Here is a 22,792-nt window from a genome sequence, read left to right as displayed (position 1 = left end):
GTCGCGCGCTACGGGCGCTGGCGCCGCCACGCCCCCGACAACTTCGAGCACTGGTACCGGCTGATGCAGGCCGAGCAGGCGCGCCGGGACGGTGACGTCACCGCACTCATCGACGCCTACGACGATGCCCTCCAGGCCGCCCAGCGGCAGTCCTGCTGGCCGGCGGCGGCCCTGATCGCCAGGCGTGCCGCCCTGTACTGGCGCGAGCGCGGCCGCAACGCCTTCGCCGGCATCTACGAAGACCAGCTCGCCCAGGCGTTCCGGCAGGGCCGGGCGTCGGCGGCGCTGGCGCGGTTCGACGGCGGTGCCCGCGCGGACGAGCCGGCGGGGCGGGGACCGCAGATGGATGCGGTCATCCAGATCGCCCAGGCGCTGTCGCTGCACACAGAGCTCGATGAGCTCGTGCCCGAGATCATCCGCAACGTCGCCCTGCAGACCGGTGCCCAGCGTGTCGTGTTGCTGCTGGCCAGGGACGACGATCTCCGCGTCGCCATGGACAGTGGCATCCACGGGGCACGCTACTACGATACGCCACCGCTGGTCGATAATGTCGAGAGCCTGCCGCGTTCGGTGATCCGCTATGTCGCGCGCACCCAGCGGATGCAGCGCTTCGGCCGCGGTGAGGTCGAGCACAACCTCATGCTCGCCAACGACCGCTATCTCAACCCGGCCGATACCGGCGGCGGGGGGTTCACCGGCACTGCCTGGTGCGTGCCGCTGACCTACCTCGGCGAACTCATCGGTGTGCTCTACCTGGAGCATGCCCTGACCGCGGAGGCCTTTGACGAGCGTCAGCGCCCGCTGATCGAGTTCCTTGCCGCCCAGGCCGCGATCTCGGTGCGCAACATCGAGCTCATCGACCGCCTTGCCGAGGAGGGGCGCGCCCGCCAGGACGCCGAGCGGCGGATGCAGTCCGCGGACGCGGAGATCTCCGCGCGCCGGGCCATGGAGGAGCGGCTCAAACACCTGGCCAACACCGACGCGCTCACCGAGCTCGCCAACCGGCGCATGTTCATCGAGGCCCTGGAGCTCGCGTGGCGCCAGGCCCGGGACGCCGAGACCCCGGCGGCGGTGCTCATGGTCGACATCGATCACTTCAAGGACATCAACGACCGTCACGGCCACGCCGCGGGCGACGAGGTGCTGCGCCATCTCGCCGGGCGTTTCCGGGCGACCCTCCGTGCCGTCGACATTGCCGCGCGGATCGGCGGCGAGGAATTCGCGGTGCTTCTCGGCGCCGGCGAGCAGGCGGATGCCGTGGCGGACCGGCTGTGCCGGCAGATGGCGCAGACCCCGGTGCGGGTGGACAGTCATACCATCACCTTTACCGTGAGCATCGGCGTGGCCCACCTGCGGCGCGCCGACAGCAGCCACGAGGCGGTGTTACAGCGTGCGGACCAGGCGCTGTACCGCGCGAAACGCGACGGCCGCAACCGCGTCGCCACCGAGCTCTGATCCCTGAACCCCGACATCGTGCCCGTGGACGGCACCGGCGGGGTGGCCGTCGTCGAACTGTTGCGGCGGCTGTTCCGGATCTACCGCGAGACCCCGGGGGATACTCGCTGCTCCGGTGTCTGACGCCGCGGCGGAAGAGGATACCCGCGCGGCGGCTCTAAGGGTGTTACGGCTTCCGGCTCGCCGGCGAAGCGGTGGAGGACCCATGGGCCGGGTCTTTCCGCTCTTGAAATAGCAATCATTCGCAGCAACATACAGGGGTATAGCCGGGGGACAGACTCACACATCGGCCTTTTCCGGACATGGTCCAGGAGGTGCAGTCATGGCCGAAACCAGCTTCGACTTCATTCCCCGTGCACACCGTCCCGACAAGCCCCGCTCCGTGGGCGTGACCGAGATCCGCGGTCCCTACTACGCCACCTACGGCACCCGGCATCTGGCCGACGTGCTCGACGTCGCCGGCCAGTGGGTGGACGGCGTGAAGTGGGCCGGCGGCTCGTTCGCGCTGCTGCCCCGCGAGCAGGTCCGTGCGATCAGCGATCTCGCCCACGAGCACGACGCCTACGTCTCCTCCGGCGGCTGGATCGAGACCGTGCTGCGTTACGGGCCGGAGGCGGTGGACCGCTATCTCGCCGAGGCGAAGGAGGTGGGTTTCGATGTCATCGAGATCTCCACGGGGTTCCTGTCCATGCCCACGTCATCGCTGGTGCGGCTGGTCGAGCGCGTCCGGCGTGCGGGGCTCAAGGCCAAGCCCGAGCTCGGCATCCAGTTCGGCTCCGGGGGCGACTCCACCGAGGCGGAACTCGCCGCCGAGGGCAAGAAGGACGTCGGTGACCTGGTGAACCGCGGCCGGCAGGCGCTGGATGCCGGGGCGGACATCATCATGATCGAGTCCGAGGGCATCACCGAGAACGTGGCGCCCTGGAGCACCGGTGCGGTCGCCGCGATCATCAACGGTCTCGGGCTGGAGAACGTGATGTTCGAGGCCGCCGACCCCCTGGTGTTCGAGTGGTACGTGAAGAACTACGGCAACGAGGTGAACCTGTTCGTCGACCACTCCCAGATCCTCCAGCTCGAGGGCCTGCGCCAGAACATCTGGGGCAACAAGTCCACCTGGGGACGGATCGCCAACGTGCCGCCGCTCGACGAGGGCTGATGGTCGAATGTGCCCCGCGGGGCGTGACGCCGGGGCCACCGGCGTCCGCCCCGGTGTCGGGGTCAGTCGTCGAGGGTGAAGCCGAGCTTCACCGTGACCTGCCAGTGGGCGACGCGCCCGTCCTCGACCTCGCCCCGCGTCTCGGTGACCTCGAACCAGCGGATGTTGTGCAGGGTCTCCGAGGCGCGGGAGATGGCGTTCTCGACGGCGGCCTCGATGCCCTTGGGCGACGAGCCGCAGAGCTCGGTGACCTTGTAGACGTGAGCGCTCATGGTCTCCTCCGCAGTGCCGGCGGGCGGGTGCCCGCGTGTCTCCTGTCCCAAGCGTAGACCACCCACCGGGGCCGGTGTCAGCGCGCGGCGCGGGCACGCAGGAGGAGCACCGCGCCCCAGAGTAGCGCGCCGGCCATGATCAGCCGGCCGGCGTTGAGGGTGATCGCCGCGAGAAGCCGGTCGTAAGCCAGCAGACCCGTCTCGCCGAGGAGGTACTCCCAGTCGTGGAAGCCGTAGGGGGCGGTGTGCCCGGTGTTGCCGCCGAGCAGCGGGAGCTGGCCGGCGCGGGCGTCGGCCATGTAGGGGGCGATGTCCAGGAAGTTCTCGCCGAACCACCACAGGCACAGGCTGGCGCCGAAGGTGTCGCCGCGCCCGCGCAGCAGGGCGATGCCGCAGATGACGGGCATCAGGAGCTGGCCCAGGGTGCCGCCGAGGGAGGTGACCCATTCGCCGAAGGGCCGGAAGAGCAGGTGGCCGAACTCGTGGAAGGGCAGGTTGACGTTGTGCAGGAACCCGGCGTCCCGTCCCAGAGCGGCGATGTCCTGAATCATGTAGCTGCCGCCCCAGACCAGGAAGGCCAGCCACAGCGCGAGATAGCCCCACCACAGCGTCGCCATGGCTGCCGGGGGCACCGCCAGCGCCGCCGCCCGGCCGGCCAGGCGTTCGCGCAACGGCGTACGCCGCTCGGCGCGCCGGGCCTCGTAGGCCTCCAGCCGCGCGAGGTAGGTCGCGTACTTGTGAAAGACGACGCCGCAGTGCGTGCAGGTGACCTGCTCCGCGCTCCGCGACGCACCGCACTTCGGGCACTCCATGCGTTCGGATTCCATCACCGTATCGACACGATAATAGCCGGCCGCGGCCTGCGGACGGGCAGTGGCCGGCGGGCCGGCTGGCGTAGCCGCGGCTATACCGTAGCACGGGCGCCTGCACCGCAGCGGCCATGCGGTATCGTTTCGCCCCTGCCTCGGATTCTTGCGGCGGGCGCTGGTGGGGGCGTCAGCGGTCCCCGGCTCCGCCCGGTCGTGGATGCTGCTTCGTCCCTCTCCCGGCCGCACGATGGAACGATGTATCCCGACCGCCCATAATCGGCACCGGGGCGGCTCGCGGCCGCCGGCACGGATCACGTATTGCAGGGAGCCGATCATGCGCGCGCACTATCTACAGCACGTGCCCTTCGAGGGGCCGGAGCGCATCGCCGAATGGCTGGAGGACGCCGGCTACACCGTCACCGGCACGCCGCTGTATCGCACGGCGGCACTGCCGGCGCCGGACGAGGTGGACTTTCTCGTGGTCATGGGCGGGCCGATGAGCGTCAACGACGAGGTGGCGTTCCCCTGGCTGGCGGCGGAGAAGGCGTTCGTGCGCGGGATCATCGAGGCGGGGACCCCGGTGCTCGGCGTGTGCCTCGGCGCGCAGGTGATCGCCAGTGCCATGGGGGGCGCTGTTGGTCCGGGCCCGGAGAAGGAGATCGGCTGGTTCCCGATCCGGGGCGAGGGTGGTGGCGATCGGTCGCTGTTCCGTTTCCCGCCGTCGGTGGAGGTCTTCCACTGGCATGGCGAGGCCCTGGCGCTGCCGCCGGGGGCCGTGCGGCTGGCGAGCAGCCCGGTCTGTCCGAACCAGGCATTCCAGCTCGGGCGCACCGTGCTCGGGCTGCAGTTCCACCTGGAGACGACGCCGGCCTCCGCGCGGGCGCTGGTGGAGCACTGCGGTGACGAGCTCGTGCCCGCCCCCTACGTGCAGAGCGCGGCGGACATCCTGGCGGCCCCGGACACCCGTTACGAGGCGATCAACGCCCTGATGGGCGAGGTGCTGGCGTTCCTCCATCAAGCGGCGCCGGCCGCGGCGGGTACGCGTTGAACCCTGTCCCCGGTCAGTGGGGCGGGGCGTGCGCGATCTCCCGTGTCCCGGGAGGCGCGCCCCCGCCGGCACCGTCGCGGACCTCCGCGACCAGCGCCTCCAGGTGGCGCACGTGGCTGCCCGCCCAGTAGAGCTGGCCGCAGCCGTCGCACTCGCGAAAGCGCCGGTAGTAACGGCGGGTCTTCGGTGCCAGGCGATGCTCGATGGCGGCCTTGTCCACCGCGCGGAGGACGCCGTTGCAACGGGCACAGCGGCTGAGCGGGTCCATCCAGGCCGCGAGCGGGAAGCGTACCGCCACCTCGTGGAGCTGGTCCCGGGGTGTGTCGGCCCGCAGGAAGCAGGCGTGGGTGACCAGACGGCGCTTGAGCAGCCCGCGGTCGCGGGTGAGCAGGATGCGGGCATCGCTGGCGGCGATCGCCGCCAGGGTGGCATCGTCATGGTCGTTGCGGTAGCGGGTGTCGAAGCCGAGCAGCCGGAGGTAGCGGGCCAGCGTGCCCAGGTGCGTGTCCGCGACGAAGCGGGGCGGCAACGCCGGTGGTGGCCGCAGCAGTGAGGCGCCGTCCGGTGCCAGCGTGGTGAAGACGGGGTAGACGCTGATCCGCTCGCCGGCGGTGACGAGGTGGCCGAAGCCGACGGCGGTCCCGTCGACGAGGATGAGGCCGATCTCGGTATGTGGCACGCCCAGCGCCTCGATGACGTCCTTCACCGAGGCCCGTCGCGCAACCTGGTAGTCGAATGGCCGCTGTCTGTGCTCCGGTGCCAGGAAGTCGTTCAGTGACGCGTAGAAACGCAGCTGCGCGGCCCCGGTCAATCGCCGCGCTCCTCGCCAACGGTCACCGATCGCACCTCGCCGTTGACGATCTCCACGATCCGGTTGAATCGCGTCGGGCCGAACGAGTAGACCCATTCGTCCACCTGCTCGAGCGCGCTCAGCGAATGCCGTCGGTCGTCGGACACCCCGGTGCGAAAGCGTGTGCGCCGGTGCGCGGGTGTCCCGCAGCGGCTGTAGAGCTCGAGCTTGGACATACCGGTGCGGATGCTGTTGGGCGTGCACTGGCCCGCCACGCCGGAGGAGAAGCCGTAGCCGCCGGTCTCCTCGCGTACCAGCTCGCCGTTACGGAAGGTCAGGATGCGCAGGAACTGCTGGGGGCCGCGGTTGTAGTACCACGCCTCCACGTCGCTGACGTAGCCCGTCCCGGGTACGAAGGCCTCCGCACGGTGCTCGATGTAGTCCGGCTCGCCGCAGTGGCGCGCCACCCGGAGGGTGCTGTCACCCGGCTGGATCAGGCGGCTGCCGCAGCGCAGCCCGGTGGCGGTGCCGCTGAAGAGCAGTACGGTGATCGCGATCAGGAATGCGGTGGCGGTGCGCATGGTCCCCTCCGGTGGCTACCCGTATACCGATCATGGATCAGGCCGCGCCGGTATGCACGGATCAGCCGCCCTTGCGCGCGACCACCCACTCCCGGAACGCCTCCGCCGGGAGGGGGCGTGAGAAGTGGAAGCCCTGGACCTCGTCACAGCCCTCCCGCCGCAGGAACGCGACGTGTCCGGGCGTCTCGGCACCCTCGGCGATCACCCGCAGGCCCAGCGTGTGCGATAGCGAAATGATGGCGCGGGCGATCTCCGCGCTGCGCGGCTCCGTATCCAGGCTCTGCACGAACGAGCGGTCGATCTTCATGGTGTCCACGGGCAGGCTGTGGAGGTACGACAGCGATGCATAGCCGGTGCCGAAGTCGTCCACCGCCACGGTGATGCCGCGCTCGCGCAGCGCGGTCAGGGCCGCCGCGGTGGCCTCGGAGTCCGACATGGCGGTGCCCTCGGTGATCTCGAGCTCCAGCCGCTCCGCGGGCAGGCCCGAGGTGGCCAGCACCCGGTCCACGGTCGCGACGAGGGTGTCGCTGCGGAACTGGCGCAGTGACAGGTTCACGCCCACGCGCAGGGCACCCACCCCGGCCACCGGCCAGCCGGCGGCCTCGCGGCACGCCTGTTCCAGCACCCAGGCGCCGATCTCCTCGATCAGACCGCTCTCCTCGGCCACGGGTATGAACTCGGCCGGGCTCACCGGGCCGAGCTCTGCATCGTGCCAGCGAAGCAGCGCCTCCGCGCCCACGATCCCGCCGTCTTCCAGCCGGATCTGGGGCTGGTAGTGCAGTGACAGGGTGTCGCTGTCGAGCGCCGTGCGCAGGCGGTTCTCCACGGTCAGCCGGCGTTGTCCGTGTGCCGCGAAATCGGCCTGGAAGAAGCTGTAGCTGATCACGGCGGACTGTTGTGCCCGGCGGGTGGCAGTCATCGCGGCGATGACGAGTCGTTCCGCGTCGCGACCGTCCTCCGGCGTGATCGCCACGCCTACATTGAGGTTGGTGAATATCGTCTGGTTCGCCAGCGGGATCGGGGCCTCGACAGAGGAAACCATTCGGCTGGCCATGTGTTCGGCGGAACGGGGCAGGCGATTTCGCGTGTCCCGGAGAAGTACCAGGAAGGTGTCGTGACCGTAGCGTGCGGCGATGCCCCCCGAGGGACGCACGACCTGGTCGAGCCGTTCCCCGACCAGGCGCAGGAGCTGCTCGGAGAGACGCGGACCCAGTGTTTCGTGGATCCGGCTGAAGCGGTGGATGTCCGCGAAGAGCACGGCGACGCCGGAGCTGTTCTTCCCGGCATCGGTAGCGAGCATCTGGCTCAGCCGGTCCAGGGCCATGTTCCGGTTGGGCAGGCCGGTGACGTCGTCGTAATTCGCCATCCGGTACAGTCGTGCCTCCAGGGCGTCACCGCGGCTGACGTCGAGGCCGCTGAGTGTGTAATGCGTGATGTAGCCGTCATCATCATGTATGGCCGTCAGGGTCACCCACAGGCGGTAGGACTCGCCCGTGCGTCGGCGGCGGCGTGCCTCTCCCTGCCAGCTGCCCATGGTTTCGAGCTGTCGCCAGACGGCCTCGTCGGCGAAGATGTCGTCATCGCCGTAACGTCCGTCCGCTACCGCGGCACCCACGATCTCGTCCGCGTCGTAGCCGGTGATTCGGGTGAATGCACGGTTCACGCGCAGGATTCGCCGCTTGGCATCGAGCACCATGCAGAGCTCCTCCGAGTGCTCGAAGAAATTGTCCGCGAGCCGCCGTGACGCCTCCGCCTCGCTATGGGCGGTCACGTCCAGCAGCGCGCCGACGACCTCACCGGTGGTGCCGCCATCCTCGTTGATTATCTCCAGGTTTTCCTGGAGCCACCGCACGTCGCCGTTCGCTCCGTGGACACGGTACGTCTGGGTCACGCGGCCGTCGTCGAGCAGTCGATTCCGGCTGTCCCGCACCAGTTGCCGGTCCCGGGGGTCTACCTGTCTCAGCCACCACTCGGAATCGCCGAACTGCCCCGGGGCGAAGCCGAGGATCGTCCGGACCGTATCGCTGATGAACGTCGGTACCAGCCGGTTGCCGGTGATGCGGGCGCGGAAGATCACTGCCGGACTAATGCGGAGGATGTAGCGCAGCTCCGAGAGCGCGGCGAGGTGGCGCCGGTGCAGGAACGTACCGATGCCCGAGCCCAGAATGACCAGGCCCAGCAGGGACGCACCGAGCGTCACGACGTCGGAGACGAAGGACATCGTGGGCTGGAGTACCGCTGAAAGCGGGGCGGTTACGGCGACGTAGAAACGCTCGTCGAACCACCGAACCGGTGCGTACGCGACCACCTGGTCGTCGGCCACCGCGTGGCGGCCCCGGATGAGATCGTCTTTGCCGAACGGGGGCGCAATACCGATTCGCTTCGACAGGTCCGCAACGCTTTCCACCTCGTTGCGCATTTCCGAATCGTCCGCAGCGAGGCCGATGGGATGCCAGAGCATGGTCCCGTCCGGACGCACCGCGTAGGCATGTCCGCCGCGGTAAGGGTGCACGTTGCCCAGCAGGTGTTGGAGCATTGCCTGCAGGTCCAGCCACCCCTCCACCTGTCCCAGTGGGGGGCCATCATCCTGAACAGGTGCAACGAGGTGGATCAGCCAGCGGCCGTTGATCTGGTGGATGTGGCCGTTCCGCCCTGCTTCGCTGGTCCGTACCGCCCTTGCCGGGAGAAACGGGCCGTTGCACCAACCCTGGCCCGGTTTGCTGAGCACCACGCCTGAGGGGGCCGTCAATGTGACGGCGCACAGTAGCCGTCCGTGGACACGGTCCACCGTGGTCAGCAGTCCCTGGACGGCGCGCAATCGCGCCGCATCGCTGCCGTCCCTCAGGGACTTCTGGACACGATCGTCTGCGGCGATCACCCGAAGCGTTTCGTGATATTCCCCCAGAGCGCGCTGTAGTGCGTCCGCCTTTATGGCCGCTGCGAGCTCGATCTGGCGACCGGCCTGTGCAAGCGTATCCTCGCGGAACTCCGTGTAGATCCGCTGGAGCAGGACCGCCGCGCCGATGACCAGGACCCCGAGCAGCGCGACGGGCAGCCATCGTCGGGTGCGGCTGACAGGGGCGGTAAGAGACGGCATTGAGATGTCCTGGGCCCTGCGTTACCCGGTGGCGGTGTGGCCCGGAGGGTCGTGCCCGGGAATCTGTGACAGAATGCACGCGGAGTCAATTTATTGTGCAATCATCGCATGTGCTGGTGAGGCGCAGCCAATCACGTAAAAGTTTCTGTCACCGCCGCGAGGATTCCCGGCTCAGCGTAGCTGGCTGTCCTTGCTCGCGCGGCGGTTGTAGCTGCTGAATCCGTTCTCTTCCTCGTCCCTGGCGGCCTGGCAGTTCACGCACAGGCGCACACCCGGAATGGCCTCGCGGCGGCCCACCGGGATCTCCGCGTCGCATTCCTCGCAGTGGCTGAGACTCTCGCCACTCGGCAGGCGGCTGCGGATCCGCTCGAGCGCATCGGCCACGGAGCTGTCGATCTGCTCCTGCACCGCGCCGTCGTGTGTCCAGCCGTTGGCCATATGGCAACCTCCTCGGGGCCGGTGGAATCCGCCCCGTCAATAAACGGCCTTATAACGCACTGTACCCGGTGTTCTCAACGCCGCCCGGCGGGCGTTCCCACGCGGCGGTATGATCGTGATAATGGCGGCGAACAGGGACCGTGGGAGGGCGTATGGCAACGCGTATCGCGATCGTACAGGGGCATCCGGATCCGGCGGGCGGGCACCTGTGTCACGCCCTGGCCGATGCCTACGAGGCGGGGGCCGGCGAGACGGGGCGCAGTGTGCACCGTATCGACGTCGCGGGTCTCGATTTCGGGCTGCTCCGCAACGAACGGGCGTTCACGGGCGAACCGCCACCTCCGGACATCGCCGCCGCCCAGGAGACCATTGTCTGGGCGGAGCACGTGGTCATCGTCTATCCCTTATGGCTCGGTACCATGCCGGCGCTGCTCAAGGCCTTCCTGGAGCAGACCCTGCGCCCGGGTTTCGCCTTCGATTACCGCCCGGACGGCCTCCCGCGTAAACGCCTGCAGGGGCGATCGGCACGGGTCGTAGTGACCATGGGCATGCCCGCGCTCGCCTACCGCTGGTATTTCGGCGCGCACAGCCTGAAGAGCCTGGAGCGCAACATTCTGCGCTTTTGCGGGATCTCGCCGGTCGGGGAGTACCTGATCGGCGGGGTGGGAAACGCCGGCGCCGAGCGCCGGCACCGCTGGCTGGCACGCATGCAGCGGATGGGGCGCGCCGGGGTCTGAATGCCCCGGGCCTGCCTCACCAGCCCCAGAAGAGGAGCCACCAGGCCGCGGCGACGACGCCCGCCGCCGCGGCGCCCCCGGCGAAGCCGCCGAGACGGCGCAGCCATTGCCCGGGCACGTGTACCGCGGTGATTCGCCAGGCGAGGCCGAGGCTCCATGCCGTCGCGGCGGCAAGGAGCAGCGCCCGTGTCTCGCCGACCCAGAACACCGGCACGCCGTCGGCGCGCAGCAGTGACACGGTGGTCATGGACAGGCCGAGGAACGCCCCTATGCCGCCGAGCGGTATCAGGGAATGGGCGAGGTGGTAGAGCCGCTGGGGCCGCCACTGCCCCATCGCCCGGGTGCCCAGGGCCAGTGCGGCGGTGACCGCGCTACCCACGACCACGGCGGTGGTGGCGATGTAGACGATCAGCAGCGCGCCGTCGAGCAGGTTGAACACGTCGTTCTCGCCCGGGTAGTTGGTGAACACCCACCACGGTGCGTGCATCGTCAGCGGCCACATCCAGTCGTGGTGAACCAGCCACGTGGCGATCGCCTGCTTGGCAGTCACGAACCACGGGCTCGCGCTCCAGTGAAAGGCCCCGATCGCCGTGCCGATGAGACCGAAGACCAGCAGCACGTACTCCCAGCCGCTGGCGTTCCGGGCCCCGATACGGGTGATCTCCGATCCCGGCAGCCGCGGTTCCAGCGCGATGGCCCCGCGGTAGCCGCTGCAGCGCCCGCACATGTGGCAGCCGCCGGCCTCGTCGAGCTCGCGCAGGGCCAGAAGGGTGGGGCAGTTGACGCGTTCCGGGCGGACGCTGCGCCGTGCCGCCTGCCAGGCGTCCTCGTGCGTACGATAGTGCAGCGGCGAGAGCCGCGAGAGCAGTCGGAAGACGCCGTTGACCGGGCAGAGGTAGCGGCACCAGACCCGCTTGTCCCGGCCGTAGAGGAAGCCGACGATCATGGCCGCCACGGTGGAGCCGCCGAGTACGATCAGCGCCGGCCCGGGATAGTCGTAGACGCTCGCCATCTGGCCGTAGAGCGTCGTGCCCACGAAGGCCACGAAAGGCCAGCCACCCCAGCGCACCCAGCGCGGGATGGCGCCACCGCGGCCGTGGCGGCTGGCGAACTCGGTGAGCGTACCCTCCGGGCAGAAGACACCGCACCACACGCGCCCCATGAGCACGATGCTCAGCAGCACGAACGGCCACCAGATGCCCCAGAAGACGAACTGCGCGAAGACGGTGAGGTTGTCCAGGATGCCGGCGGTGTACGGCGGCAGGGGCAACAGCGTGGGAACGATCAGCAGGAAGGCGTAGACGCCGACCACGCCCCACTGAATACCCTGGATCACGCCGCGATGACGGCGCATCCACTCGCCCCAGGCGGCCAGTCGGCCGCCTGGGGCGGTGCCACCCTGCATCATGCCGGCCGCACAGCTCATGATGCGGCGGTGCTGGGCTGCTGCTCCCCGGCTGTGGCCGTCCTGCGCGGCGGTCGGCGTCCGCTCCAGCGCAGCAGTGCGACGACGATCACCCAGAAGGCCGCGAGGGCGATGACGTCCGTGAGCGCCGGATAGGCCCGGTAGCCGGTGAGCGCCGCCACCAGACCGCCGAAGCGCGTGGAGTCGTCGAGCAGCCCCGGGGTGCTCCAGACCGGGTCCATGCCCGCCGGCAGCCAGCCCATGCCGATCAGACGGTCCACGCCGCTGACCAGCAGCGAGCCGGCGAGCAGCAGCAGCAGCGCCTCGCTGACACGGAAGAAATGGCGCCAGGAGAACACCCGGGAACCCAGCTGCAGGATGTAGAAGGTGACCAGCGCGACGCCGAATCCGGCGAGGGCGTAGAGCGCGAAGGTCCCGCCGTTACCCATGCTGATGCTCGCCGCACCGATGCCGTAGAGGAAGACCACGGTCTCGGCGCCCTCGCGGGCGACGGCGATGGCGACCAGCACGGCGATCCCGGTGTACTGCGAGGTCGCAATGGACTGGTCGACGCTCTCGCGCAGCTCCCGCGACAGTCCCGCGCCGTGGCGCCGCATCCAGATGACCATCTGCACGATGAGCCCCGAGGCGACGAGGACCATCACGGTCTGGAAGGTTTCCTGGGCGCTGCCGCTGAGCAGGCTGCCCATGCCCATCAGCCCGGCGGCGAGTCCCGTCGCGATTACCAGGCCCGCGGCCACGCCGGACCACAGATAGCGCAGCCCGATACGCCCGCTCGGGTGATGCCGGAGCCACGCATAGACGATCCCAACGACAAGAATCGCCTCGACGCTTTCGCGCCAGACGACGAAGAACACCTGTCCCATTTCCATGACGGAACTCCGGTCTGTGGCTACTACTTGGCGACGATTACGCCTCGGGCATCGGGGAGGTGGAACTCGTCGAAGAACTCGTACTCGCCGGGCTTGAGCGGGTGCACCACGACGAACGACTGAACGCCGGGCGCCATGACCTTCTCTTTGCGTAACCGCGTGCTCTCGAATTCTACCGGAGTGTTACCGGTATTGTGCAGCTCGATCTTGAACCGTTCCCCGGCCTTGACCTCGAGGCGGGCGGGCCGCAGCTCGCCGTTATGCAGCTCGAGGCGATAGGTCGGCAGCTCGGCCGCCGCCGTGGCGGCGGCCAGGAGCAGGGCGAGACCGAGCCAGCGGCTCAGTGTCTTCACCATTGGGTGTCTCCTAGTAGCTACCCTTCTTGCCGATGCCGGCATAGGTGAAGTCGAAATCCACCTTAAAGGGCTTGAACCACTCGCCGACACCGGTCTCGTCGTCCACGTGACGCATGAACGTCGGCGCGTCGACACCCTCGGGCGCATGCCCCGGGGGGTAGATGGTGTAGGTCAGGTGGTACTCACCGGGGCCGTCGAGCTTGACGTTCTTGCCGTAGTGCGGGCCGTCGTTGGCGACCATGGCGTCGAACACGCCGCTGGTGGTGGCACCGCCTTCCTTGGTCAGCTTGTACTCGATCGTGAGGTAGGGCATCCAGGCGCCGACCGCGAAGCCGTTGGGGTTGTCCTCGACCGCGTGGATGTCGGCCTCGAGATGAACGTCCGCCTTCGACGTGGACATCTGCCCGGCGGGCTCCATCTCCACCGGCTGCAGGTATACCGCGGCGATCTCCAGTCCGTGCATGGTCGTCGGCTTGCCCGCCGGGTACTCCACTGCCGAGGCCAGCCCGGGGACCAGGGCCGCAGCGGCGACAGCGGCGGTGAGAGCGTACTTCATAGCGCCTTCTCCTTCACGTCGTTGGAATGGCGTTCACCATAGACCAAACGATAATTATTCGCAACAACGATATTCGGGATAATCGTAGCTCAACCTGACCGCGGTCGCTCTATGGTGTTCCCGGCGGTGCCGAAGCGCAGGCGCACGACGCGGTGGTGCCGGCGTGCCCGGTTGCGGTAGGCCCATCCCAGACGACTGGTGAGCCGGGCCGTGAGCTGCAGCCCGAGCCCGAAACCGAGCTCGTCACCGTCGTTGCCGCCAGCGCCGTCGACGGGGCGCGGGTTGACGATCAGCACCCGGTCGCCGCGCTGGCGGATGTGCACCTGGCCGTCCCAGGTGTGCTGGAAGGCGTTGCGGACGAGGTTGCCGAGGACGATTCGTGCCGGGCCCTCGGGGACGTGCACCGTGTACGGCTCGGTGGCGAGCGCAACGGTCACGGGCTTGTCAGTGAGCAGATACGCCAGTTCGCCGGTGATCTGGCGCAGGAGCTCGTCCAGGCGCAGGTGCCGGGCCGCCGGCGGCGACTCGTCCACCCGGCTCAGCCACAGCAGGACCTCGGTGAGCTGCTTCATGGTCTGGCTGGCCCGGTCGATGCGCTCGATCACCTGGGCCTGACGGGGGTCCGCCGGTCCGCCGAGCTGTTCCTGCAGCCGGTGCATGAGCTCGATGTTGCTGCGGATCACACTGATCGGCGTGCGCAGCTCGTGGCTGGTGTGGCGCAGGAAGCGGTGCTCACGTTCCAGCGCCTCGTGGACCGAGGAGAGGCTGCCCCGGATCAGCGCCGCGAGCTCGTTGAGCTCCGGGTAGGAGAAGTCCGGTGGCGGTTCGCGCAGACGCCGGGCATTCAGGTCCCTGGCCCAGGCACCGAGGGCGGCCACCGGCCGGGAGACCCGGTGCAGCACCAGCAGGATCACCCCGGCGAGGACCAGCGCGCTGGCGATGCTGATGCCGAGCAGCAAACGCAGGTTGGCCTCTGCATTGCGGGCCACCAGCGCGGACGCCGTCTCCGGGGAGACGGTGTGGCTGACGAATACGGTTTCCTCGCCGACGGGTACGCGCATGAGGAAGCGGACGAACTGCGGCGGCTGGAACCAGCGCGCGTCATCGTGGATGCGCAGCACGTCCGCTTCGGCGGGTGGGTGGCCGAAGGTGGTCCGGGTCGCCGCCGGCACGTCGTCCCAGCGGCGTGCGATGCGGTAGCCGGCGATCTCGCCCGGCCCCGTCGTGCCCCCGCTGACGTAGTCCCGGGCGACCCGTTCCATCTGGGCGGCCACCATGTTGTCCATGCCGCGCTTGAAGAACTGGGCGCTCAGCAGCGAGTAGCCGATGACGAGCAGGCCCCCCAGCCCGAGAAAGACAACGGCAACGAACCACTTAAGACTGATCGGGCGTTTCATCCGCCGGGGTCCTCAGGGCGAAGCCGTAGCCGCTGACCGTGTGTACCAGCGCGGTGGCGAAGGGGACGTCCACCGCACGGCGCAGGTTGTGAAGGTGGACCTTCAGGCTGTTGCTGTCCGGCGGCTCGTCGCCCCATACCGCCTCTTCCAGGGCCCGGCGTGAGACCGCCGCCGGGGCGGCGCGAAGCAGTGTCTCCAGCAGCCGCCAGCCCGTGGGTGAGAGGCGCAGTGTCCGGCCCGCGCGGGTGACGGTGTGTTCGCTCAGATTCATCACCAGGTCCGCGTACCGGAGCTGGCGTGCCTGGCCGCTGCGCCGGTGGGCGAGGGCGTGGATGCGCGCCACCAGCTCCTGGAGCTCGAAGGGCTTGACCAGGTAGTCGTCGGTGCCGGCGCGGAAGCCCTCGAGCTTGTCGTCCAGGGTGTCCCGGGCGGTGAGCATGAGCACCGGCGTGTCGTCGCCGCGGGTGCGCAGGCGCTGGCACACGCCCAGCCCGTCCATGCGCGGGAGGTTGAGGTCGAGGAGCAGCACGTCGTAGCTGCCGGCCTCCATGAGCGTGAGACCGGCGGGACCGTTGCTGGCGTGGTCGCAGCGGATATCCTCGATGTCGAGGTACTGCACGACGGTGCCGGCCAGGTCCAGGTCGTCCTCGATCAGCAGTGTGCTCAGCATGTCCGTGCGTCCTCGCCCCCGGCGGTCAGCCTCTCGCGCAGCCCCTCCAGCAGTGTCCCGACATCGTAGCGGATCAGCAGCAGCGCAGGGATGAGCACCAGCGTGATGACCGTGGCGAACATGATGCCGTAGGCGAGCGAGACCGCCGCCGGGATGAGGAACTGCGCCTGCGTGGAGGTCTCCGTGAGCAGGGGCATCAGCCCGGCGAAGGTGGTCAGTGACGTGAGCAGAACCGCCCGCAGCCGGCTGGTGCAGGCCTCGGCGATGGCGCCGCGCAGGTGGGTGGCGTCCGCCCGAAGCTCATTGAAGCGCGCCACGAGCAGGAGACTGTCGTTCACCACCACGCCGCTCAGGGCGACGATCCCGTTGAGCGACAGGATGCTGAGCGCCAGGCCGTTGATCCAGTGACCGAGAATGGCACCGACGATGCCGAAGGGGATGGCGGTCATGATCACCGCCGGCTGCAGGTACGAGCCCAGCGGCACGGCGAGCAGGATGTAGATCATCAGCAGCGCGAGCAGGAACATCCGGGTCATGGAGCTCTGCGTCTCCGCCTGCTCCTCGGCCTCGCCGGCGAAGTGCACGTCCAGCGAGGGGTACTGACGTTCGAGGTTCGGGACCACGTTCGCCTGCAGCTCGGCCACGAGCCCGGTGGTGGACATCACGTCCTTGTCCACGTCGCCGGAGAGGTAGACCGCGCGCTTGCCGTCGATCCGGGTGATGCTCTCGCGGGTGTAGCCGTAGGTGGCGGTGGCGACGTCCGAGAGGGCGAGGACGTCGCCGTCGTCGGTGCGCACGCGGGCGTTGAGCACGTCCGTGGCGCTCTGACGCTGGCCCTCCGGGTAGCGGACGGTGACCTCCACCTCGTCGCGGCCGCGCTGGTAGCGCTGGACCACCTCGCCGTTGAACGTGCGCAGGACCTGTGCGGCAAGCTCCCCGGTGGTCAGCCCCAGGGCGCGCCCCCTGGGCGTCAGCGCCAGGTGCAGCTGCGGCTGGCCGGGGGAGAGATTGTCCTCGACGCCGCTGACCGCCGGATAGGCGTTCAGGGCGGCCCTGAAGCGCTCGCCTGCCTGGGTGAGGACCGTATCGTCGCTGGCGCGCAGCTCGATGCGCACGTCGTCGACCATCTGCCGGGTGCTGCGGACGCTCAGCGACTGCGCCCCCTCCGGCAGCCCGGCAAGCTCGCGCCAGCGACGGGTGAAGGCCGGCAGGTCGTAGGGGGCGTCGTCGCTCAGCTCCACGTCCACGGTGCCGCTCTGATCCGCCTCGGAGAGGACCTGCAGGTGGGCGATGCCGGTGTCGCCGCCACCGCGCAGGGCGCGGTCGGCATCGTGGGCGCGATCCTCCAGCAGCCGCAGGGCTGCATGGGTCTGGCCGTAGCTGGCGTCGTTGCGCATGGTCAGCTCTGCCGAGACGGTGTCGCCGGTGACGGCCGGAAAGAAGCTGATCGGCACGGTCCCCGTCAGCGGCATGCTGATCACCAGCACGAACAGCGCCAGGAACAGCACCACCACCGCGTAGCGGTAGTGCAGCGCCCAGCGGATCACCGGGCGGTAGCAGCGCTCGGTAAAGGCCGCGAGGCCGGCGTCCGCCCCGTTCTGGATGGACTGCCAGCCCCGCATCAGCGGGTTGCGGCTGCGCCCGCGATGGGTATTCAGGTGGGCGAGGTGGGCCGGCAGGATAAGCTTGGACTCGATGATGGAGAGCACCAGGCAGATCGCCACGACCATCGCGAACTGGGCATAGAGCTCGCCCAGCCCGCCGCTGGTCTGCGAGAGGGCATAGAAGGCGGCGACCGTGGTGAACACGCCGAACAGCGTGGGCACCGCCACCCGGCGGGTGCCGAGGACCGTATTGGCGACCGTGTCGCCGTGCTGCTCGCGCACCGTGTAGACGCTCTCGCCCACGACCACGGCGTCGTCGACGACGATGCCCAGGGCAATGATGAACCCGAAGGTGGTGAATTCGTTGAGCGTCAGCCCCGCTAAGGCGTCGCCCATGAAGAACAGTGTGCCGAAGAAGATGAACGGCAGGCCCATCGCCACCCAGAAGGCCACCGTCAGGTTGAGGAACAGCGCCAGCAGGACGAACACCAGGGCGATACCGGTGATTGCGTTCTTCACCAGCAGCTGCAGCCGCCCGTTGATGGAGGTGCTGCGGTCGTGCCAGGTGTCCAGGGACACGCCCCGGGGCAGGTGGCCGTCGGTACTCCACTGATCGACGACCTCCCGGGCGGCCTCCACCGACTCGGTGATGTCGTCCCCGCCGGTGCTGACGACCTCCAGCGCGACGCTAGGCTCGCCGTTGAAGCGCGACAGGACCGGGGTGTCCTCGTCGTAGGTATCGTGGACGTCGGCCACGTCGCCCAGACGCACCCGGTGGCCGTCGGCGGTGGTGATCAGCGGGATGGCCGCGAACTCGCCGCGCTCGTAGGCCTGCTCCGAAGCCTTGAGCTGGAGGTAGAGGGTGTCGCTGCGCAGCACCGGTGTCATGGTGCTGGTGGAGCCGTTATTGACGGCGTCCTCGACGTCCGAGAGCGACAGGCCGTAGGCCTGCAGGCGGCCCTCGTCGATCTCCACCGCCATGATCGGGTCGCGCTCCCCCGAGAGGCTGACCCGGCTGATCTGGGCGCGTCCGAGCAGGGCCGTCTTGAGCTCGTCGGCGAGCTGCTGGAGGGTATGGCGGTCGGTATCACCGTGGAGCTGGAGCCACAGGGCGTGGTCCTCGCGCTCGCCCTTCTCCACCACCGGGTTCTCCGCGTCGGCGGGAAAGGTGGAGATCGCGTCGACCTGGGTGCGCACGTCGGTGAGCAGGGTGTCGAGGTCGTAGTCGCTGCGTTTCTCCACCGTCACCGTCGTGCCGCTGCCCGTGGAGGTGCTGGTCATCGAATCGATGCCGGAGACGTCCTGGAGGGCGTCCTCGATCTTGATCGCGAGGCCCTCCTCGGACTGGCGCGCGGAGCCGCTGTCGTAGGTCACTGAGACCGTGACGCTGTCCGGCTCCATGCTGGGGAAGGCCTCCTTGCGCAGCGTGAACGCCGAGCCCACGCCCAGGGCGATGACGAGCACCATCAGCAGGTTGGCGGCGACGGGGTTGGCGGCGAACCACGGGATCAGGCCCGGGAAGCGCGCGTGGTCATCACTCATCGGCACCGCCCCCGGACCCGGCGGCCTCCGTCTCCACCGGATTGACCGCCATGCCCGCCAGATACGAGCCCAGCGGGTGGGTGACCACCTGCTGCGCCGCGCCGGCGAGTGTCTCCGGCGGTCGGACGTAGATGGCGTCGCTGTCGCTGAACACCGGTTCGGCGGAGAAGCTCGCGAGCGCGCCGTCGCCGGTGACGTACCAGATCTCGCTGCGCTGGCTGAGTGCGGCGGGCGGCAGGCGCCACAGGCCGTCGATCCGCCGGCCGCTGATGCGTGCCTGCACGAACGTGCCCGGCAGCAGTGGCGGTGTGCGTGACAGCGGGTGGTCCACGGCAACGATCACCGAGCGCTGCCGGGTGGTGTCGTCGCGGTGGCGGGCGATGCGCAGGACGTGGCCGGACCATTCGTTTCCCCCGGCGACGTCGGTCAGGGTGACGGGCCATTCGCCGTCGGCGAGGGTGTCGGTGTCCGGCAGGTTGGCCCAGTCGCGGTCGGCGAGCGGGACCTCGATCTCCACGCGGTCGGTGCTGTAGAGGGTCGCGATCTCGCCGCCGGCCTGTACGTAGCTTCCGGGGGCGATCGCACGGCTCACGACCAGGGCGTCGAAGGGGGCGTCGATGCGGGTGTGGGCGAGATCCTGCCGGGCGTCGGCCAGCGCGGCCCCGGCATCCGCCACCGCGGAGCGTGCGGTGCGGACCTGGGGCTCGTGGAGGACCAGCGCCGAGTCGGGCTCGCCGTCCATGCCGGAGGCGTCCCATTCCTCCCGGGCCTGGTCGCGTTCGCGCTCCGCCTCCAGAAGGTCCTGGCGGGCGCTGGCAAGGTCGTGTTGTGCCGAGGCCACGCCTGCCTGGTACTCGGCATCCTCGAGCCGTGCCAGCACGTCCCCCTTCCGGACCTGCCGGCCGGTCTCGAAGTCCCCGCCGAGTGACGCCACCCGGCCGGACACGGCGGCGGTGAGCGTGAGCTCGTAGTGCGGCCGGGCGGCGGCATAGCCCTGGGCGTGGGCGGTGTAGGTGCCGGTGCGGACGGTGACCACCGAGACGTCCGGCCGTTCCTCCGGTGCGGTGCCCGCGGCGGCCGTCGCGGGTTTCCGCGCCGCCTCCTCCATGCCGTGCCCGCTGTAGAGCACCACGGCGACGAGCACGGTAAGGGCCGCCAGGAGCATGAACCACTGTGCGTAGTGACGGATCATCGGTGTACTCCCAGACCGAGCGCCAGGCCGAGGTCCACGCGGTTGGCCAGGCGGCTTCGGGTGAGCTCGTTGAGCTGGGCCTCGAGGTCGTAGGTCTGCTCCTGGACGTCGAGGAGGTCGAGAATGGTGACCAGCCCGGCGCGGTAGCGCCGGCGGTAGTTCGCCAGGCTTCGGCGGGCGCTGGCGAGCGCGTCGCGGGTGTGGGCGAGGCGCGTCTTCAGGGCCTGTTCCTGGCCGATGGCGTCGCCCACCTCGGTCACCGCGGTCAGCAGGGTCTCGCGGTAGGCCTGATAGGCCTTGGCCGCCTCCAGCTCCGCCTGCTCCGCCACCGCCTTCAGCTCGCCGCCGCGGTACAGCGGCGCGGTCAGGTCGGCGAGCAGCGACCAGACCGGGGCGGTGAGCAGCGCCTGCCGCGGCGTGGTCGCGACATCCTCCAGGCTCGCCTGCAGGTCGAGGCTCGGCAGCATGTCCTTGTAGGCCGCGCGGGTGCGCGCCGCCTGCGCCTGGATGGCGATATAGTCCGCGCGGAGGTCGGGACGGCGGCCCAGGGTCTGGACGGGTAGATCGACGAGGGGGACGCGCACGCCCGGGTAGTCCGACGGCACCGGTATTTCCGCGTCGTCGCTGCGCCCGAGCATTTCCCGCAGCGAGCGCCGCTCTGAGGCCAGGTCCTCGCGGTATTCGGCCAGTGTCGCGCGGGCACTCGCCAGGTCCGTCCTTGCGGTGTCCAGATCGTCTATGTCGCCGATACCCTTGCGGTAGCGTTCGCGCACGAAGGTGAGGTTGTCCTGGAGCGTCCCCAGCCGTTGTGTCTGGATGTCGACGGCGCGCCTGTCGGCGATGAGCTGGAGCCACGAGTCCATGACCTCGGAGGCCAGGGTGTCCCGCGTGGACTGGTAGAGGGCCCGCTGCTCGGCGACGTCCAGGTCGGCGGCGCGGTATGTGTCGGCGATCCGGCCCCAGACGTCCGCTTCCCAGCTCACGGTCACGGAGCCGGTGTAGCGGGTATCGCTGTCCTCCTCCCGGCTGCCCGTGAGTTCCGTGTCGAGGTCGGGCAGCCGGTCCGCACCGGTCTGGCGGCGCTCGCTGCGCCGGATTCGCAGAGTGAGCAGTGTCTGCTGCAGGTTGGGATTGGCGGCCAGCGCCTCCTGGATAAGGGCGTCCAGCCGGGACGAGCCCACGAGCTGGTTGAGGTAGGCGGTGGGTTCGCCGCCATCGAGCGCCGGCCAGGACGTGACGTCTCCGATCGCCTCGCGGGCCCTGTCGGGGTAGTCAGTCTCCGGGGCGGTGACGGCGCAGCCGCCGAGCAGTGTCGCCGCCAGCACCAGCCCGGTGAGTGTCAGCAGTCGTCGCATGGGTCGCGGGTCCAGAAGGTTGCCGGCCGCGCCGGTGGTCGGGGCGGCACCGTTGCGGCACAGCCTGACGCCGTTGCGGTTAATGCCGAGTTAACGCGGCCTTGTCCCGGCGCCGGGTCGCCCCCACACCGCACCGGGCGGGCGCTGCTGGCGCGTTACAACGGCGGGGGCCCATAATCGGGGCCTGCGCGGCGGGCCGGGCCCGGCGGCGTGATCGTCACATCAACCGAGAAGAACGGAGGTTCAGCATGGGTTTCGCGCTATCGGACATGACGCTGACCAGTGCCGCTTTCGAGAATGGCGGGGCGATCCCGACCCGTCACACGGGTGAGGGCGACGACGTCTCCCCGCCGCTGGCCTGGTCGGGCGCGCCGGAGGGCACCCGGGGCTTCGCGGTCATCTGTCACGACCCGGACGCGCCGCTGGTCTCGCCCAACGGCACCTACGGGTTCGTGCACTGGGTGCTCTACAACATCCCCGGCTCGGTGACGAGCCTCTCCGAGGGGATGACGGACTACACCGCCGGGCGGAATAACATGGACAAGGTCGGCTACAACGGCCCCATGCCGCCCGAGGGGCACGGCGTGCACCGCTACTATTTCTGGGTGCTGGCCCTGGACCAGGCCACGGAGCTGCCCGAGGGGCTGACGATGTGGCAGCTGCTCGAGCGCCTGGAACCCCACATCATCGGCATGAACCGCCTGATGGGCACCTACGAGCGCGGCTGATCCGCGCCGGGCGCGGTTGCGGCGATCCCCGCCGCGGCCGCAAGGCCCCGCCTGACCGGTCCGCCGGCGGGCCGCCTCCCTATCCGATTATCGGCGGCCGGCCGGCGAGGACGTCGTCCAGCGGCTGCGGCCGCCCCACGGCAAAGCCCTGGACGTAATCCACGCCGAGCTGCACGAGGCGCTCGCGCAGGGCGTCGTTGCTGACGAACTCGGCGACAGTGTGCAGCTCGTAGGCCTGGGCCAGGCGGGTGAACGCGGTCACCATCGCCTCGTTGCGCGGGTCGTCGAGCAGATCGCGAATGAACACCCCGTCAAGCTTGAGCACGTCGACGTTGAGGTGTTTGAGATAACCGAACGAGCTGAGCCCGGAACCGAAGTCGTCCAGTGCGAAGGTGCAGCCGAGCTCGCGTAGCCGCTCGATGAATGCCAGCGCCTCCGTGAAGTTGCGCACCACCGCCGTCTCGGTGACCTCGAAGGTCAGCCGTCTCGGGTCGATGCCGTTGCTGTGAATCGCGTTCTCGATCACGGTGAGCAGCTCGGTGGAGGCCAGCGACTGCCCGGACAGGTTGATCGACCAGTGGGCATCGGAGTCCGAGGCGGCGCCGATGGTGCCTAGCGCGTGCTCCACCACCCACTGGTCAACCCGTGGCACCAGGCCGTAGCGCTCGGCGATGGGCAGGAACACCCCCGGCGAGATTGTGCTGCCCGACG

At 69.4% G+C, this 22,792-nt stretch carries 21 protein-coding genes; 5 read left to right on the top strand and 16 right to left on the bottom strand.

The annotated features are described in order from the left end of the window. Both G7A99_RS05065 and G7A99_RS05060 read left to right on the top strand, forming a co-directional pair. A partial coding sequence (locus tag G7A99_RS05065; protein WP_163139104.1) for a sensor domain-containing diguanylate cyclase occupies positions 1-1,455 on the top strand: 1,455 nt, incomplete at its 5' end. Between the two features lie 322 nt (positions 1,456-1,777). Continuing rightward, positions 1,778-2,611, top strand: a complete 834-nt coding sequence (locus G7A99_RS05060; protein WP_163139103.1) for a phosphosulfolactate synthase — start codon at positions 1,778-1,780, stop codon at positions 2,609-2,611. Between the two features lie 62 nt (positions 2,612-2,673). Here G7A99_RS05060 and G7A99_RS05055 read toward each other — a convergent pair whose 3' ends face one another. Both G7A99_RS05055 and G7A99_RS05050 read right to left on the bottom strand, forming a co-directional pair. Continuing rightward, a complete protein-coding gene (locus tag G7A99_RS05055) occupies positions 2,674-2,883 on the bottom strand; it encodes a dodecin (RefSeq protein WP_018718484.1) in 210 nt (69 codons plus the stop codon). A 77-nt stretch (positions 2,884-2,960) separates the two neighbouring features. Next, positions 2,961-3,710 (bottom strand): zinc ribbon domain-containing protein, encoded by a 750-nt coding sequence (locus G7A99_RS05050; protein ID WP_163139102.1) that lies wholly within the window; start codon positions 3,708-3,710, stop codon positions 2,961-2,963. Positions 3,711-4,026: 316 nt separating this feature from the next. On the opposite strand from G7A99_RS05050, the gene G7A99_RS05045 reads away from it, so the two are divergent. Continuing rightward, complete coding sequence (locus tag G7A99_RS05045; RefSeq protein WP_163139101.1) at positions 4,027-4,740, top strand: type 1 glutamine amidotransferase; 714 nt, start codon at positions 4,027-4,029, stop codon at positions 4,738-4,740. 13 nt (positions 4,741-4,753) lie between these two features. Here the strand turns inward: G7A99_RS05045 and G7A99_RS05040 are convergent, their stop codons facing one another. From G7A99_RS05040 to G7A99_RS05025, 4 genes are all read right to left on the bottom strand, one after another. After that, positions 4,754-5,551, bottom strand: a complete 798-nt coding sequence (locus tag G7A99_RS05040) for a Mut7-C RNAse domain-containing protein (protein ID WP_205599739.1) — start codon at positions 5,549-5,551, stop codon at positions 4,754-4,756. Further along, positions 5,548-6,111: a DUF2845 domain-containing protein gene (locus G7A99_RS05035; protein WP_163139099.1), complete on the bottom strand. Its 564-nt coding sequence runs from the start codon at positions 6,109-6,111 to the stop codon at positions 5,548-5,550. The genes G7A99_RS05040 and G7A99_RS05035 overlap by 4 nt, the downstream gene beginning before the upstream one ends. 61 nt (positions 6,112-6,172) lie before the next feature. Continuing rightward, positions 6,173-9,208 carry an EAL domain-containing protein gene (locus G7A99_RS05030; RefSeq protein WP_163139098.1) on the bottom strand — a complete coding sequence of 1,012 codons (3,036 nt, stop codon included), beginning with the start codon at positions 9,206-9,208 and terminating at the stop codon, positions 6,173-6,175. Positions 9,209-9,379: 171 nt separating this feature from the next. Then, positions 9,380-9,646, bottom strand: coding sequence for a DksA/TraR family C4-type zinc finger protein (locus G7A99_RS05025; protein WP_163139097.1), 267 nt, complete (start codon positions 9,644-9,646; stop codon positions 9,380-9,382). A 152-nt stretch (positions 9,647-9,798) separates the two neighbouring features. Here G7A99_RS05025 and G7A99_RS05020 point away from each other — a divergent pair, with 152 nt between their 5' ends. Further along, positions 9,799-10,383 carry an NAD(P)H-dependent oxidoreductase gene (locus G7A99_RS05020; RefSeq protein ID WP_163139096.1) on the top strand — a complete coding sequence of 195 codons (585 nt, stop codon included), beginning with the start codon at positions 9,799-9,801 and terminating at the stop codon, positions 10,381-10,383. 16 nt (positions 10,384-10,399) lie between these two features. On the opposite strand, the gene G7A99_RS05015 is transcribed toward G7A99_RS05020, so the two are convergent. The 9 genes from G7A99_RS05015 to G7A99_RS04975 all read right to left on the bottom strand — a co-directional run bounded on the left by G7A99_RS05015 (position 10,400) and on the right by G7A99_RS04975 (position 21,353). Then, a complete protein-coding gene (locus G7A99_RS05015; protein ID WP_163139095.1) occupies positions 10,400-11,809 on the bottom strand; it encodes a 4Fe-4S binding protein in 1,410 nt (469 codons plus the stop codon). Then, positions 11,806-12,681 (bottom strand): FTR1 family protein, encoded by an 876-nt coding sequence (locus tag G7A99_RS05010; protein ID WP_205599738.1) that lies wholly within the window; start codon positions 12,679-12,681, stop codon positions 11,806-11,808. Before G7A99_RS05010 ends, G7A99_RS05015 begins: the two co-directional genes overlap by 4 nt. 23 nt (positions 12,682-12,704) lie before the next feature. Next, on the bottom strand, positions 12,705-13,037 hold the full coding sequence (locus G7A99_RS05005; RefSeq protein ID WP_018718474.1) for a cupredoxin domain-containing protein: 333 nt from the start codon (positions 13,035-13,037) through the stop codon (positions 12,705-12,707). A gap of 10 nt (positions 13,038-13,047) precedes the next feature. Next, positions 13,048-13,593, bottom strand: a complete 546-nt coding sequence (locus G7A99_RS05000) for an iron transporter (RefSeq protein ID WP_163139094.1) — start codon at positions 13,591-13,593, stop codon at positions 13,048-13,050. A gap of 89 nt (positions 13,594-13,682) precedes the next feature. After that, positions 13,683-14,990 (bottom strand): HAMP domain-containing sensor histidine kinase, encoded by a 1,308-nt coding sequence (locus G7A99_RS04995; protein ID WP_163139093.1) that lies wholly within the window; start codon positions 14,988-14,990, stop codon positions 13,683-13,685. After that, positions 14,968-15,660: a response regulator transcription factor gene (locus G7A99_RS04990; protein WP_163139092.1), complete on the bottom strand. Its 693-nt coding sequence runs from the start codon at positions 15,658-15,660 to the stop codon at positions 14,968-14,970. The genes G7A99_RS04995 and G7A99_RS04990 overlap by 23 nt, the downstream gene beginning before the upstream one ends. Further along, the gene (locus tag G7A99_RS04985; RefSeq protein ID WP_163139091.1) at positions 15,654-18,806 is read right to left on the bottom strand and encodes an efflux RND transporter permease subunit; all 3,153 of its coding nucleotides are present in this window, start codon (positions 18,804-18,806) and stop codon (positions 15,654-15,656) included. Before G7A99_RS04985 ends, G7A99_RS04990 begins: the two co-directional genes overlap by 7 nt. Then, positions 18,799-19,998, bottom strand: coding sequence for an efflux RND transporter periplasmic adaptor subunit (locus G7A99_RS04980; protein ID WP_163139090.1), 1,200 nt, complete (start codon positions 19,996-19,998; stop codon positions 18,799-18,801). Before G7A99_RS04980 ends, G7A99_RS04985 begins: the two co-directional genes overlap by 8 nt. Then, positions 19,995-21,353 carry a TolC family protein gene (locus tag G7A99_RS04975; protein ID WP_163139089.1) on the bottom strand — a complete coding sequence of 453 codons (1,359 nt, stop codon included), beginning with the start codon at positions 21,351-21,353 and terminating at the stop codon, positions 19,995-19,997. Before G7A99_RS04975 ends, G7A99_RS04980 begins: the two co-directional genes overlap by 4 nt. A 248-nt stretch (positions 21,354-21,601) precedes the next feature. Here G7A99_RS04975 and G7A99_RS04970 point away from each other — a divergent pair, with 248 nt between their 5' ends. Further along, complete coding sequence (locus tag G7A99_RS04970) at positions 21,602-22,081, top strand: YbhB/YbcL family Raf kinase inhibitor-like protein (RefSeq protein ID WP_018718467.1); 480 nt, start codon at positions 21,602-21,604, stop codon at positions 22,079-22,081. Between the two features lie 79 nt (positions 22,082-22,160). Here G7A99_RS04970 and G7A99_RS04965 read toward each other — a convergent pair. Continuing rightward, positions 22,161-22,792, bottom strand: a 632-nt coding sequence (locus tag G7A99_RS04965; RefSeq protein WP_163139088.1) for an EAL domain-containing protein, incomplete at its 5' end; no start/stop codon positions are given.

It is taken from the genome of Arhodomonas sp. KWT (assembly GCF_010993615.1).
This window is presented reverse-complemented; position numbering and strand designations above follow the sequence as displayed.